Below are 12993 nucleotides of genomic sequence, written 5' to 3' on the forward strand. Positions count from 1 at the left end.
AATAGCACTTCGCCACATAATATGAGGGTGTGTTTGTTTTTCACCGGGGGGGATTGCCCCGGCCCATATCTGGGGGTGTGCTCACCTATCGGATGATGCGTCAAATTTTCCACGCCGCAGGCGTACGCATTGCACCAAGTAGCAATTTTGATCTGCGCTGCTTATTTGCTGCTTAAGGAAATTCGTATCAGCGGAAATTTAGCGTATCTTATTGAAAAGACTGGTGGGTGATGTAGGGATCGAACCTACGACCCGCTGATTAAGAGTCAGCTGCTCTACCAACTGAGCTAATCACCCACTCGCTTTGCCGAGGCAGCGGCCCCAGTGAAGTGAGCGGTTCTATAACGGCCTCTTTTCCACCTGTCCAGCCTCCAACTGCAAAATTTCTGAAAAAAATAACAGCTTGCGTAAAAAGCCCGGAAATGCGGGCCTTCCGAAAATCCATAACTGCGCGTTACCGGTGTCTTTTTCAGGGTGTGTGCATTCTGGTTGTGTTTTCTGGTCGCTCTTTTGAGAATCAAAAATGAGAGATTCTTGATTTGATTCATTTTTTCACGTTTTCGGCGTTGTAAGCGGAACCCTGCGGCTCCATATTCGCCGATGCTGGACTAATACGTGCGGCGGGGAGGTTTCGTTCAGGGAGTAGAGTCACGCTGCAAATGTCGCAGCCATGTCATCAATTATTGATGCTTGTCTGAGAAACTACGGCATATAAAAGACTTGATCGGTTGGTAGTGGTTCTGAAGTCACGGACACCGGCGCCGCCCCTAAAATTTGTGAGAGCAAGGCGCTTTATGCACCGGGTTGCCCTTGCCGAAGAAAACAGAAACGGCTCATATCGTTTCAAAATCCGGTTCGCGACATTTGAGGACGGAATGGAAAGTATAATAGGCGATCTCGGACAGTTTATTTCCGATCATCGGGCATGGGCTGGGCCTATCGTGGGCGTTATCGCCTTCGGCGAATCTCTCGCCATTATAGGAATGTTCATTCCAGCTACGCCGATCATGATCGCTATCGGCGGCCTCGTGGGTGCCGGAATCATCGAACCCATTCCCGTTATAATCGGTGCGATTATCGGCGCAGTGATTGGCGATATCATCTCCTATTTCCTGGGCTGGTGGCTGGGCCGCAATATTATTCACAAGTGGCCGCTCAACAAACACCGCAGCGGTGTGGCGCGTGCACGCCTTCTCTTCCGTCGCTATGGTTTTTCTGCAGTGTTTCTTGGTCGTTTCTTCGGCCCTGTGCGCTGTACCGTGCCGATGGTTGCCGGTATGATGTCTATGGATCAGACACGCTTCCAGACAGCCAATGTCCTCTCCGCGCTTGTATGGGCTCCGCTGATGTTCCTTCCGGGCTGGCTGGCAGGTCGTGGAGCAGGCGTTTTCGCCAGAATGGATGGCGATCACATGTTCTGGTTCGTGATCGGAATCACTATCGTCACCATCATTGCGACGGTTATCGGTGTGCGCTTTTTCAAAGCTCGTCCACGTCGGGAGCGTAAGCGCCGCGTTCAGGTCTCTCCCGCCGAATAATCGACCTCTTGTGCTACAGGCTTCGGTCTGCATAATAACAGACCATATGTTCCATGTGGCAACCGGTGTGGCTGAGGATTCAGGCCTCGCGACACCTCATATAAGGTTCATCGCGCTTTATGCCCGACGACAGTTCTGACGATTCGTCTTCTCGAAGTCCGAATTCCCCGGAGGGGTGTTCGGGCTTCCTGCGCATTGAACAATTCCCGATAGCCTTTGCCTGCAAGAGACTGGACCGCACAGATGCGGCCCGGTCACAAAGCTGTTGCGACGAATTTCCCAATTTCCATTTCTGCTGATCTTTAAAGGAGCCGACATATCATGGACTGGTCCATGGACTGGATTGCTGACCCCAATGCCTGGATAGGTTTGGTGACATTGGTGGTGCTCGAGATCGTTCTCGGTATCGACAATCTCGTCTTTATTGCCATTCTGGCCGACAAACTGCCCCCACACCAACGTAATCGCGCGCGACTTATCGGCCTTACTCTGGCTCTTTTGATGCGTCTGGTGCTGCTGGCGTCGATTTCCTGGATCGTCACCCTCCGTGAGCCATTGGTTTCGCTGATGGGGATGTCGTTCTCGGGCCGAGACATCATTATGCTAATTGGTGGTCTGTTTCTCCTCGCCAAGGGCACGATGGAGCTACATGAGCGGCTGGAGGGTGATCATGGGCCTAAGAGTTCCAAGGTCGTGCATGCTGTGTTCTGGCAGGTGATCGTTCAGATTGTCGTGCTTGATGCCGTGTTCTCGCTGGATAGTGTCATCACGGCTGTGGGCATGGTTCAGCATCTGCCGGTCATGATGATTGCTGTCATTATCGCCATCGGCGTAATGATGCTTGCTTCCAAGCCGCTGATGGATTTTGTCAACAAACACCCCACCGTTGTCATCCTGTGTCTTGGCTTCCTGATGATGATCGGTTTCAGTCTGGTCGTGGAGGGTTTCGGCTTCCATATTCCAAAGGGATATCTTTATGCGGCGATCGGCTTCTCGGTGTTGATCGAAGCGGCCAACCAGATGTCGCGGCACAATCGCGAAAAGCTGGTCACGACCAACGATCTGCGAGAGCGCACTGCGGGTGCCGTCCTGCGTCTACTCGGTGGCAGTCGCGGCGAAAACCCGCTTTCCGACACGGTTGACGTGATTGCTCAGCAGACAGCGGCCAGTGATGTCTTCCTGCCGGAAGAAAAGGAGATGATCCGCGGCGTTCTTGATCTGGCTGATCGACCTGTGCGTTCTATCATGTCGCCGCGCAACGAGATCGAGTGGCTTGACCTCGATGAAGACGAAGCGGAACTTGATGCGGCCATTCGTGAGCTGTCACATTCTCGCGTCATCGTTGCGCGCCGTCAGGTGGACGAGTTCATCGGCGTGGCGTTGGTCCGGGACCTTTTGCTCGATATTGGTGACAAGAAGCCTGTCGACTGGGACAAGATCGTAAAACAGCCGCTTGTGGTGCATGAAAATGCAAACGTGCTGCGCGTTATGGAGCAGTTGCGTAATTCACCTGTCCAGATCGCAGTCGTCGTCGATGAGCATGGCTCTTTCGAAGGCGTCGTGACGCCGACCGACGTTCTGGAAGCCATTGCTGGTGAGTTCCCGGATGAAGACGAAGAGGCGGCTGTCGCGCAGTCGGACGGGCAGGGTGGTTATCTTGTAGACGGCTTTACCGATATTCGCCGGTTAAGCGGCCTTCTGGAACGCGACCTTCTGGATGACGGTGACCGTTATACTACCCTTGCCGGCTATGTTCTCTGGCATCTCGGACACCTGCCTTTGGGTGGAGAAAGCTTCGTTGCCGATGGCCTGGAGTTCAAGATCGAGTCGATGAATGGTCGTCATATCGGCAAGGTACGCATTACGCCCTCAACCGACTATGAGGTTTAACAGGAATGAATTTGCGGGTTGTTTGGTCTGGCTCGCAAATTATTTCACGCAGTTAACTCCGATAAAATAAGTAGGTTATTGACAAAAGCCGAGAAGCCTTCAAAATTAACCTATCGTTCATTGTTGCGGCGAAAACGCGACAATATTTGAGCGTAAGGCAATGAGGAGGCCAGGCATGAAGCGAACCGTTCAACAGCTCGCTACGACAATGAAGAATACGGTTTTGCGTGTTCCGGCCCTTCTGGAGCGGCCTTGGAGCGAGATGAAGTTGAATGCAGAAGAGATTGCAGCCCGCCGCCGTAGTCGGCTGGAGCGTGGCGAGCATAATTTTCTCTGGTGCTGGCAGCATCGCGGTTTCTGGTAAGTCCAGAGTCTAAGAAAGTTATGAAGGCAGGAGACGGAGGTCTTCTGCCTTTTTGCATTTCTTTTTATGGTTTCGCTCCTGATGAGAATTATTTTCTCACGCCAGCATGAGGTTTGGGTACGGGTTCCATGAATGGTGATAAAAGTAGTTTATATATTTAAATCAATGATTTAGATTGATTTTGCCTCTTCTCACGTTAGATTTGTTTTCCGAAAACAATCCAGTTTAGAGCGCTTTTCGCAAACAGCGTGGTGGGGATGGGTCTAATGAGAAAAATTATTCTATATGCGGCGGTAGCCCTCGGTCTCGGCTCTGCACCGGTTCATGCACAGGAGCCGAAGGAAATACTCAATGTTTCCTATGACATTGCGCGGGAACTCTACGAACAGGTCAATCAAGCCTTCATCGCTGACTGGAAGACCAAGACCGGCGAGGATCTAACCGTCAATCAATCCCATGCTGGCTCCTCCAAGCAGGCGCGTTCGATTCTGGAAGGGCTTGAGGCGGATGTGGTGACCTTCAATCAGGTGACCGACGTTCAGGTCCTCCATGACAAGGGTAATCTGATTCCCGCGGACTGGCAGAAGCGGCTTCCTAACAACTCCTCGCCTTACTATTCGCTCCCTGCATTCCTCGTTCGTGAGGGCAATCCGAAGAACATCAAGAATTGGGACGATCTGGCGCGTGACGACGTGAAGGTGATCTTCCCGAACCCGAAGACCTCAGGCAATGCGCGCTATACCTATCTTGCTGCGACGGCCTATGCGAACGAGGCGTTCAAGGGTGATCAGGCGAAGGTACACGAGTTCATCGGGAAGATTTTCAAGAATGTTCCAGTCTTCGATACCGGCGGACGTGGAGCAACGACGACTTTTGCCGAACGTGGCATTGGCGACGTGCTGGTGACGTTTGAAGCAGAAACACGCGGAACCGAAAAGGTTCTCGGACCGGACAAATATGACGTTGTCGTACCGGAAGTCAGCCTGCTGGCAGAGTTTCCCGTTACGGTCGTCGACAAGGTGGTAGACAAGCGTGGATCGCGCAAGATAGCGGAAGCCTATCTGAACTATCTCTATTCGCCGGAAGGTCAGGAAATTCTGGCTCAGAACTTCAACCGTGTGCACGACAAGGATGTCATTGCAAAGCACAAGGACATCTATCCTGATGTGCGTCTCGTGACGGTTGAAGATGCTTTCGGTGGCTGGGAGAAGGTGCAGAAGGAACATTTCGCCGAAGGCGGGGTGCTTGATCAGCTATTCACAGGCAAATAACAAAGCCAACTGGCGATCCCGGACGGGATCGCCTTGCTTTTTGGAAAAATCCAGTGGCGCTTCTAAGCATGAAACGTAATTCTGTGCTGCCGGGGTTCGGACTGACCCTCGGCTGCACTTTGCTTTATCTGGCTGTTATCGTGGCCTTGCCACTGCTGGCCATGATTCTGAAAACGGCAAGTCTTGGCTGGAGTGACTTCTGGAGCATTGTGACTTCAGATCGGGCGCTAGCGACCTATAAGATCACCTTGAGCGCAGCCGCAGTGGCCACTGTTTTTAACGGCTTGTTCGGTCTTCTGCTGGCTTGGGTACTGACGCGATATGAATTTCCCGGCAAACGTCTGATCGATGCCGCCGTCGATCTTCCTTTCGCGCTGCCGACTGCCATAGCCGGTCTGGCATTGGTGACGCTATTCGCCCAAAATGGCTGGTTCGGACGGTTCCTTGAACCGATCGGGATAAAGGTTGCTTATGCGCCGCTCGGCATCATGATCGCGATGTTTTTCACCAGCATCCCGTTCGTTATCCGCACGGTTCAGCCGGTGCTTGAAGATATGAGTGCTGATGTGGAAGAAGCTGCCCGCAGCCTTGGGGCCAGCTCCTGGCAGACATTCTCACACATTATCTGGCCGACCATCTTTCCAGCTTTCCTTGCAGGCTCGTCGCTGTCCTTTGCCCGCAGCCTCGGTGAGTTTGGTTCGATTGTCTTCATCTCTGGCAATCTCCCCTTTGAAACCGAAGTGACGTCGTTGCTCGTTTTCATCCGACTCGACGAGTATGACTATCCTGCAGCCGCTGCACTTGCATTCGTGATGCTCATTACGGCTTTCGTGATGCTTCTTGTGACCAATCTCATTCAGGCAAGGCAGCTTCGTTATGCAGAACGCTAGCGCAAGCCTGCAGGCACGAAATTCCGGACCAGTGCGCAATCTGTTGATCTGGCTGGCGGCTGGCTTGTCGGTGGTCTGCATTGGAGCGCCTCTGGCCATTATCTTCTCCTACGCATTCAGCAAGGGCGCCGATGTCTTCTTCGGTGAAATATTGAAGCCTGATACGTTGCATGCGGTCTGGCTGACCATTCTCACAGCAATCGTCGTGGTGCCGATCAACATGGCCTTCGGTGTCTGTGTCGCATGGCTTGTGACCAAGTTCCGTTTTCCAGGACGGCGGTTGCTGATCACTTTCGTTGAGATACCGTTTTCGGTCTCGCCCATCGTGGCCGGCGTGACCTACCTCTTCCTGTATGGATCGCAAGGTTTGCTGGGGCCATTGCTGGAAACTTATGACATCAAGGTGATGTTTACGGTTCCGGCGATCTTCCTTGTCAGTCTCTTCGTCACTTCACCTTTCGTGGCGCGTGAACTGATTCCGCTAATGGAAGTGCAGGGGAGCGATGAAGAAGAAGCGGCTCTGACGCTTGGCGCCAATGCCTGGCAAACCTTCTTCTATGTCACCTTGCCCAATATCAAATGGGCTTTGCTCTATGGTGCGGTGCTTTGCAATGCGCGCGTAATGGGAGAGTTTGGGGCAACGTCTGTCGTTTCGGGTGCAATCCGAGGCAAGACCAATACGCTGCCGCTTCAGGTGGAACTACTGTTCAATGACTATAACGTCGCTGGTGCATTCGCTGCGGCTTCGACGCTCGCTTTGATCGCTCTTCTGACGCTCGTCTTGAAGGTTCTGCTTGAACGCAGGCAAGGTGCTTAAATACAAAAGAGCTGGAGCGGTTCCATTTTGACTGGAACCGCTCTCACGGTCACGCTGCTTGGGAAAGCGTGTTGGCTACCGGTTCTCTGTGAAGAGAGGATGCAAGGATAATCCCCTCCGGCCAGCGACTGAAACCACTTGCTACGTTGATGTGGCCAGAATGGCCAAGATCGACAAAACCCGATCCCCAAACGTGCGAAAGGGCTTCAGCTTTGGCAAAGCTCATATATTCATCGTTGCGGCTTGCCACGACGATGGAAGGGAAGCCCAGCTCATGGCGCGGCAGCGGGGCAAAGCTCTGGAAACGGCTGTCCTTGCGGGCCATAGTTTCCGCGTCGGCAGGTGCAACGAGAAGGGCGCCCGCCACATGTGCTGCCGACGGTCGGCTGGCCAGATGTGCGACCAGTGCGCAGCCGAGACTATGGGCGACCAGAACGGCGCCCGGATTTTCGGCGAGTTTGGCTTCGAGTGCGTGCATCCAGTCGGATAGCACCGGATAGTGCCAGTCGTCCTGTTCGACAAGCAATGCTGACGGATCGTCATGCAACCATTGGCGCTGCCAGTGGCCTGCTTCCGATCCCTTGTAGCCGGGGATGATCAATGTCGCAGGCATGCGTTTTTCCTCTTGGATAAAGCCTTGGGAGGGCGTTCAGTTTCGCAATTTGTTCCATTTGCGAAACTGGTTCCAAGATAGGCGGCCATGGCCGCCATTTTAAGGAAAAAAAATTCAAATTATGGCGGGTTTTGTGAAGAATATACTCCGTCGTTGATCTGCTTCTATTTTCGCTGTTTATCGTTCCAGCGCAGGAGAAACTGGGATTTCTCGAAGACCAACACGACCACAAGCGACATCGCGAATGGGATAAGCAGGTAGAGCAGACGGAAGACGATCAGCGCAGCCAGAACATCAGCCTGATTCATATCCGGCAAGCCAGTCAGGAAAACGAGTTCCAGAACACCAAGGCCGCCCGGAGCGTGCGATATCAGGGCTGCAGAGAATGAGACCAGGAAAATGCCAAGAATAATGAGGAAACCGGGATTGCCGGCCTCTGGCAAGGCAAAATAAATGATACCAGCGGCACCGATCAGCTCCAGCGGTGCGACGATGAGCTGCTGCACTACAACCGACAGCCGCGGATATTCCAGACGGAAACTGCCGATCTGAAGCGGACGCAGGCGCAGCCAGCTACCGAAGACATAAAGCAGTACGAATGCCAGCATTAGAAGTGCAATGACGATGGAGACGGTTGGTGTCAGTTCCTCGTTGAAGCGCATGAGAATATGCGGCTCCAGCAGGAGAACGACGCTGGAAGTAATGACAACACCAAGAATGAATGTGAATGAACAGAAAGCAATGAGGACGGCGATTTCGCTGCCGGGCATGCCTTGAGAAGAATATGCCCTGTAACGCACGACCGCACCGGAGACGACCGAAGCGCCGATATTGTGCGACAGCGCGTAGGTGGTGAAGGAGCAAAGCGCGATAAACAGCCAGGAAATCTTGCGTCTGAGGTGCAGCAGCGCGATGCGATCATAACCAGCAAGCGAACTGTAGGCGAGAAGTGCTGAAGCAGCCGCGAGTGCCCAGTGATGGGCGCGGATGGCGTAAAGACTGTCTAGAACATCATCGAGCGAAATGCTGCGAAGTTCGCGATAGAGAAGCCAAGCCGAAATACCGACTGCGCAAATACCCACGACCGGCCAGATGTAATCCTTTGCTTTCATCAACCGGTCACCATGCCTTCATGCTTCATATCATCCCCTTTTTTGCCCATGATATCGGTCGACCCATCTCCCGATATTATCCCTAATGCGTCGGCCTGAAATTCGTTTTCCTCTGAAACGGTTTCGGTATTTTTCCTCTTGATCTCAGTTCCGATTGCCTTTGCCATGGCTGCTGCGATTTCTTCTTCTCCCAGAATGACAAAATCTGCGCCAAGATCATGCAAATATTGTGCTTCTGCCTTTGAACAGGCCCGCACGACGATGCTGATTTCCGGATTGGCGGCTCTGGCCAATGCCGTCACCCGCCCAGCTTCGAAAGCGTTGGGTATTGCAATAACCAGGTTTCGAGCCGTTACCGGATTGGCCGCCTTCAGTATATCTGAATCTGAGGCGTTCCCTGTAATAACCTGGATGCCTTTATCCTTGAGCGAGGCGCTGACTTTCGACGAATCCTCAATGACGAGAAAAGGCGTCTCTGCCTGCAATCCTGCTGCGATCCTTTCGCCGATCTGGCCGTAACCAACGATAATCGTGTGTGCGGTCAGCAAAGTCTGCGGCAATGGCTCGGGCTCGGAAATATTGAGTTCGGCACTGGTGTTATCACCGGCTGACGTTTCGCCTTTGCTTCGCTTTTCGATCCATGGTCGCATCCGTTCCGCGACAATGAACATGACTGGATTGAGGAAAATCGAGAGGATTGCGCCTGCGAGAATGAGGTCGCGTCCGGCTGGTGGGAGGAGATTAAGGCTGACGCCCAATCCCGCAAGAATGAAGGAGAACTCACCAATCTGCGCAAGGCTCGCCGAAATGGTGAGCGCTGTGCTGACAGGGCGACGGAAAGCGCGCACGATGAAGAATGCTGCGACTGATTTACCGATAAGAATGATGGCGAGCGTTCCGAGCAGGGGCAGCGGATCGCGAAGAAGACTCATCGGGTCGAATAACATGCCGACAGAGATGAAGAACAGCACCGCGAAGGCGTCGCGCAAGGGGAGGGACTCCTCTGCGGCTCGATGGCTGAGTTCGGATTCGCTCATCACCATGCCGGCGAAGAATGCGCCCAATGCGAAGGAAACGCCAAACAGATGAGCTGCGCCGAAAGCGACGCCCAGCGCAATCGCGAGCACACCAAGACGAAACAGTTCGCGAGAGCCGGTCTGAGCCACGACGTTCAGAAGCCACGGTATGACCTTGCGCCCGACGATGAGCATCAGGGCGACAAACAGAACAACCTTGGCAATGGTGAGAAGGATGATGCCGCCAATTCCGAGGCCAAGCCATGAAACGATAGGATCACTCGCTGCTGAGCCTTCTGCACGGCCGGTTACACTGGCGACTGCCGGAAGCAACACCAGTGCCATGACCATGGCAAGGTCTTCGACGATCAGCCAGCCTACTGCGATGCGTCCACGTTCGGTGTCGATCAGGCGGCGCTCTTGCATGGCGCGCAACAGGACGACGGTACTGGCGGTCGAAAGTGCGAGGCCAAAAACCAGACCTGCCTGTACATCCCAACCAAGGGCGAGCCCAAGGCCCGTGCCGAGGGCTGCGGCTGCTGCAATCTGCGCGAGCGCGCCGGGTACTGCTATGGCTTTGACGGAAAGAAGATCTTTGAGGGAAAAGTGCAGGCCGACGCCGAACATCAGCAGGATGACGCCAATTTCGGCTAGCTGCAGAATCAGATCCTGATCAGCGACGAATCCGGGCGTGTGCGGGCCAGCAATGACACCGGCCAGAAGATAGCCGACGAGGGGGGAGATTTTCAGGCGGGTGGCTATCGCACCGAAGATGAAGGCCAGGCATAACCCGATGACGATTGTCGCTATCAAAGGCGTGTCATGGGGCATCAGGTGCCTTCCCCCTCTGGCTTTTCAATTATGTAAGTGGGAGCCGGGCAAAGCTTGAGCCTTGCCCGGCAAGCGGGTTATTTCTGCGCTGCGGCGCTGTCTTCAATTGCCTGATGGGCTTCCTTGCGGTGCTGCCACCAGTTGCCGAGCAGAAGCAGGATCGGAGCGGCGATGAAGATCGACGACGATGTAGCGATAAAGATACCGAACAGCATCGGCACGGCAAAATTATGAACCGCGCTACCGCCCCAGATTGCCATCGGGAGCATACACAGGAACGTCGTCATCGATGTGTAAACACAGCGGACGAGCACCTGATTGATACTCATATCGACAATCTCGCGTAGCGGCTTTGATTTATAAAGACGCATGTTTTCACGCATGCGGTCATAAACCACGACCTTATCGTTTACCGAGTAACCGATAGCGGTCAGAAGCGCTGCAATGGCTGTCAGGTTAAAATCGAGCTGGAACAGCGCGAAGAAGCCGACCATCTTCGTGGTGTCGAGGATAAGCGTGATGATTGCGCCCATCGCAAAGAACCACTCGAAGCGCCACCAGAGATAGATGAGCATGCCGAGTGCCGACAGGATGACGGCGATGAAGCCTGAACGGGCCAGTTCACCGGAGACTTTCGGGCCGACGACTTCTGTCCGCTCGATTTTCACACCAGGATCAAGCTCAGTCACGGCTTCGCGCATCTTGTTGACAGCAACCGTCTGCGCTTCCTCGCCACCTTCCTGACGCTGGACGCGGATCAAGACATCATTCGGGCTACCGGCTGACTGAAGCGCTACTTCGCCAAGACCCAGTGCGCCTAGCTTGGCGCGAAGTTGCGCCAGATCGGCTGGCTGTGACGTGACGATTTCCGCCTGAATGCCGCCCTTGAAGTCAATGCCGTAATTCAATCCCGGTTTGAAGAACAGACCAATGGACAGAATAGACAGCACAATCGAGACGCCAATGCCGATGAAGCGTGCATTCATGAAGCTGATATTCGTTTTTTCCGGGACGAATTTCAGGAACGGCTCGATGACGAGCACCTTCAGCTTACGCTTGCGAACGTACCACGCCATGACCATGCGTACCAACGTCACATCAGTGAACATGGAGATCGCGATACCGAGCATCATGGTGATCGCAAAGCCGCGAACCGGGCCTGTGCCGAAGGTGAACAACAGCAAGGTCGAGATCAGGGATGTAACATTCGCATCCACAATGGTGGAGAAGGCGCTATGGAAGCCCTTGTCCAGCGCGGCCATGGCCCCGAGGCCGCGTCGCGTTTCTTCGCGGATACGTTCATTGATGAGAATATTGGCGTCAACCGCGATACCAATACCGAGAATGATACCGGCGATACCGGGCAATGTCAGCGTTGCGCCAATGAGGCTCAAAGCAGAGAAGGTGAGCAAGGTGTGGAGCAACAGCGCCACGTTGGCAATCGTGCCCCAGACGCCATAAAGGAGCTGGATGAAGACCGCGACGAGTACGAAGCCCACGATACCTGTAATCAGACCCATCTTGATGGCATCGCCGCCAAGGTCCGGACCGACTGTGCGTTCTTCGATAACGGTCAGCGGAGCGGGCAGGGCGCCAGCGCGCAGGAGTGCCGAAAGAACAACTGTGTCCTGAACCGTAAAGCTGCCGGAAATCTGGCCCGAGCCGCCGGTGATCGGTTCACGGATGACCGGGGCGCTTAGCACCTTGCCATCGAGCACGATTGCGAACGGACGATTGACGTTTTTCGTCGTAATGTCCGCGAACTGGCGTGCACCGAGGCTATCGAAACGGAAAGACACGATCGGCTCGTTGGTGCGCTGGTCGAAACCTGCACGCGCATCGGTGAGACGCTCGCCGGAAAGGGCGATCTGATCCTCGATCGGATACTTGATGTTCGGATCCTTGGAATCCGGCATGATGGTCACGCCCGGAGGCGGCGCATCGTTCGGATTGGCATCGGCGACCATATGGAAGCTCATTTTCGCCGTGCTTCCGAGAAGCTGGCGAAGCTGCGCCGGGTCTTGAAGACCGGGAAGCTGAACGACGATACGGTCCGAGCCTACGCGCTGGATGGACGGTTCTGCAACGCCGACCTGGTCGACGCGCTGACGGATGATTTCAAGGCTCTGCTGAAGAGCGGCATCAAGACGATAGTTGAAACCTGCCTCGGTGAGGGTCAGGCGTACCTGATTGTCGTTCGAGGCAACATCTATGTCGTTGATCGCCGTGCCGAAACCGCTGGTATTGACCTGCGAAATCAAGGTGCGAAGTGCAGTTTCCGCCTTGGAACGCTGGTCCGCATCAGGGATGGTCACAACGACCGCATCGCCGACAGCACGGATCGACTGCGGCTGGATGCGTTCGGCACGCAGCTTGCTGCGGGCATCGTCAAGCAGAGAGCGCAAACGGTCTTTCTTCAGGCTCGCTGCATCGACTTCGAGCACGAGATACGAGCCGCCGCGCAAGTCGAGGCCGAGCGTGACCTGACGCTTCGGGAACCAGGACGGCATCGCCTCAAGTTGCTTTTGGGTGAAAAAGTTGGGCAAGGCAATGATAACGCCGATCGCAACGATCAGGCTATAAAGCACAACCACCCATTTGGAAGTACGCATGGATTAAGGTTCCGGTTGGTACGCCCCAATTGCCACTCA

10 protein-coding genes and 1 tRNA gene are annotated in these 12993 nt (G+C 54.3%); 6 read left to right on the forward strand and 5 right to left on the reverse strand.

The window, feature by feature from the left end; translation table 11 throughout:
• Positions 1-221: 221 nt before the first annotated feature.
• A tRNA-Lys gene (locus OANT_RS09625) sits at positions 222-297 on the reverse strand.
• 578 nt (positions 298-875) lie between these two features.
• On the opposite strand from OANT_RS09625, the gene OANT_RS09630 reads away from it, so the two are divergent.
• The 6 genes from OANT_RS09630 (at position 876) to cysW (ending at position 6770) form a co-directional block, all read left to right on the forward strand.
• The gene (locus tag OANT_RS09630; RefSeq protein WP_010659812.1) at positions 876-1538 is read left to right on the forward strand and encodes a DedA family protein; all 663 of its coding nucleotides are present in this window, start codon (positions 876-878) and stop codon (positions 1536-1538) included.
• A gap of 321 nt (positions 1539-1859) precedes the next feature.
• Positions 1860-3428 (forward strand): TerC family protein, encoded by a 1569-nt coding sequence (locus tag OANT_RS09635; RefSeq protein ID WP_012091834.1) that lies wholly within the window; start codon positions 1860-1862, stop codon positions 3426-3428.
• 175 nt (positions 3429-3603) lie between these two features.
• Positions 3604-3792, forward strand: coding sequence for a hypothetical protein (locus tag OANT_RS09640; RefSeq protein WP_040129218.1), 189 nt, complete (start codon positions 3604-3606; stop codon positions 3790-3792).
• Positions 3793-4058: 266 nt separating this feature from the next.
• Positions 4059-5063: a sulfate ABC transporter substrate-binding protein gene (locus OANT_RS09645; protein ID WP_012091836.1), complete on the forward strand. Its 1005-nt coding sequence runs from the start codon at positions 4059-4061 to the stop codon at positions 5061-5063.
• Between the two features lie 68 nt (positions 5064-5131).
• Entirely contained in the window at positions 5132-5953 is an 822-nt protein-coding gene (gene cysT, locus OANT_RS09650; protein ID WP_012091837.1) for a sulfate ABC transporter permease subunit CysT, read from the forward strand.
• The gene (gene cysW / locus OANT_RS09655) at positions 5940-6770 is read left to right on the forward strand and encodes a sulfate ABC transporter permease subunit CysW (RefSeq protein ID WP_012091838.1); all 831 of its coding nucleotides are present in this window, start codon (positions 5940-5942) and stop codon (positions 6768-6770) included. Before cysT ends, cysW begins: the two co-directional genes overlap by 14 nt.
• A 49-nt stretch (positions 6771-6819) precedes the next feature.
• On the opposite strand, the gene OANT_RS09660 is transcribed toward cysW, so the two are convergent.
• From OANT_RS09660 to secD, 4 genes are all read right to left on the reverse strand, one after another.
• Entirely contained in the window at positions 6820-7383 is a 564-nt protein-coding gene (locus tag OANT_RS09660; protein ID WP_012091839.1) for an alpha/beta hydrolase, read from the reverse strand.
• 164 nt (positions 7384-7547) lie between these two features.
• Complete coding sequence (locus OANT_RS09665) at positions 7548-8495, reverse strand: lysylphosphatidylglycerol synthase domain-containing protein (protein ID WP_012091840.1); 948 nt, start codon at positions 8493-8495, stop codon at positions 7548-7550.
• On the reverse strand, positions 8495-10342 hold the full coding sequence (gene ybaL / locus OANT_RS09670; protein ID WP_012091841.1) for a YbaL family putative K(+) efflux transporter: 1848 nt from the start codon (positions 10340-10342) through the stop codon (positions 8495-8497). The genes OANT_RS09665 and ybaL overlap by 1 nt, the downstream gene beginning before the upstream one ends.
• A gap of 77 nt (positions 10343-10419) precedes the next feature.
• Positions 10420-12954 carry a protein translocase subunit SecD gene (gene secD / locus OANT_RS09675; RefSeq protein ID WP_012091842.1) on the reverse strand — a complete coding sequence of 845 codons (2535 nt, stop codon included), beginning with the start codon at positions 12952-12954 and terminating at the stop codon, positions 10420-10422.
• Positions 12955-12993 lie beyond the last annotated feature (39 nt).

Origin of the sequence: Brucella anthropi ATCC 49188, assembly GCF_000017405.1 — a bacterium.
Classification (GTDB): domain Bacteria; phylum Pseudomonadota; class Alphaproteobacteria; order Rhizobiales; family Rhizobiaceae; genus Brucella; species Brucella anthropi.

Coding starts and splice junctions, on each gene's coding strand:
- OANT_RS09630 (WP_010659812.1), top strand. CDS start 876: ATGGAAAGTATAATAGGCGATCTCGGACAGTTTATTTCCGATCATCGG.
- OANT_RS09635 (WP_012091834.1), top strand. CDS start 1,860: ATGGACTGGTCCATGGACTGGATTGCTGACCCCAATGCCTGGATAGGT.
- OANT_RS09640 (WP_040129218.1), top strand. CDS start 3,604: ATGAAGCGAACCGTTCAACAGCTCGCTACGACAATGAAGAATACGGTT.
- OANT_RS09645 (WP_012091836.1), top strand. CDS start 4,059: ATGAGAAAAATTATTCTATATGCGGCGGTAGCCCTCGGTCTCGGCTCT.
- cysT (WP_012091837.1), top strand. CDS start 5,132: ATGAAACGTAATTCTGTGCTGCCGGGGTTCGGACTGACCCTCGGCTGC.
- cysW (WP_012091838.1), top strand. CDS start 5,940: ATGCAGAACGCTAGCGCAAGCCTGCAGGCACGAAATTCCGGACCAGTG.
- OANT_RS09660 (WP_012091839.1), bottom strand. CDS start 7,383: ATGCCTGCGACATTGATCATCCCCGGCTACAAGGGATCGGAAGCAGGC.
- OANT_RS09665 (WP_012091840.1), bottom strand. CDS start 8,495: ATGAAAGCAAAGGATTACATCTGGCCGGTCGTGGGTATTTGCGCAGTC.
- ybaL (WP_012091841.1), bottom strand. CDS start 10,342: ATGCCCCATGACACGCCTTTGATAGCGACAATCGTCATCGGGTTATGC.
- secD (WP_012091842.1), bottom strand. CDS start 12,954: ATGCGTACTTCCAAATGGGTGGTTGTGCTTTATAGCCTGATCGTTGCG.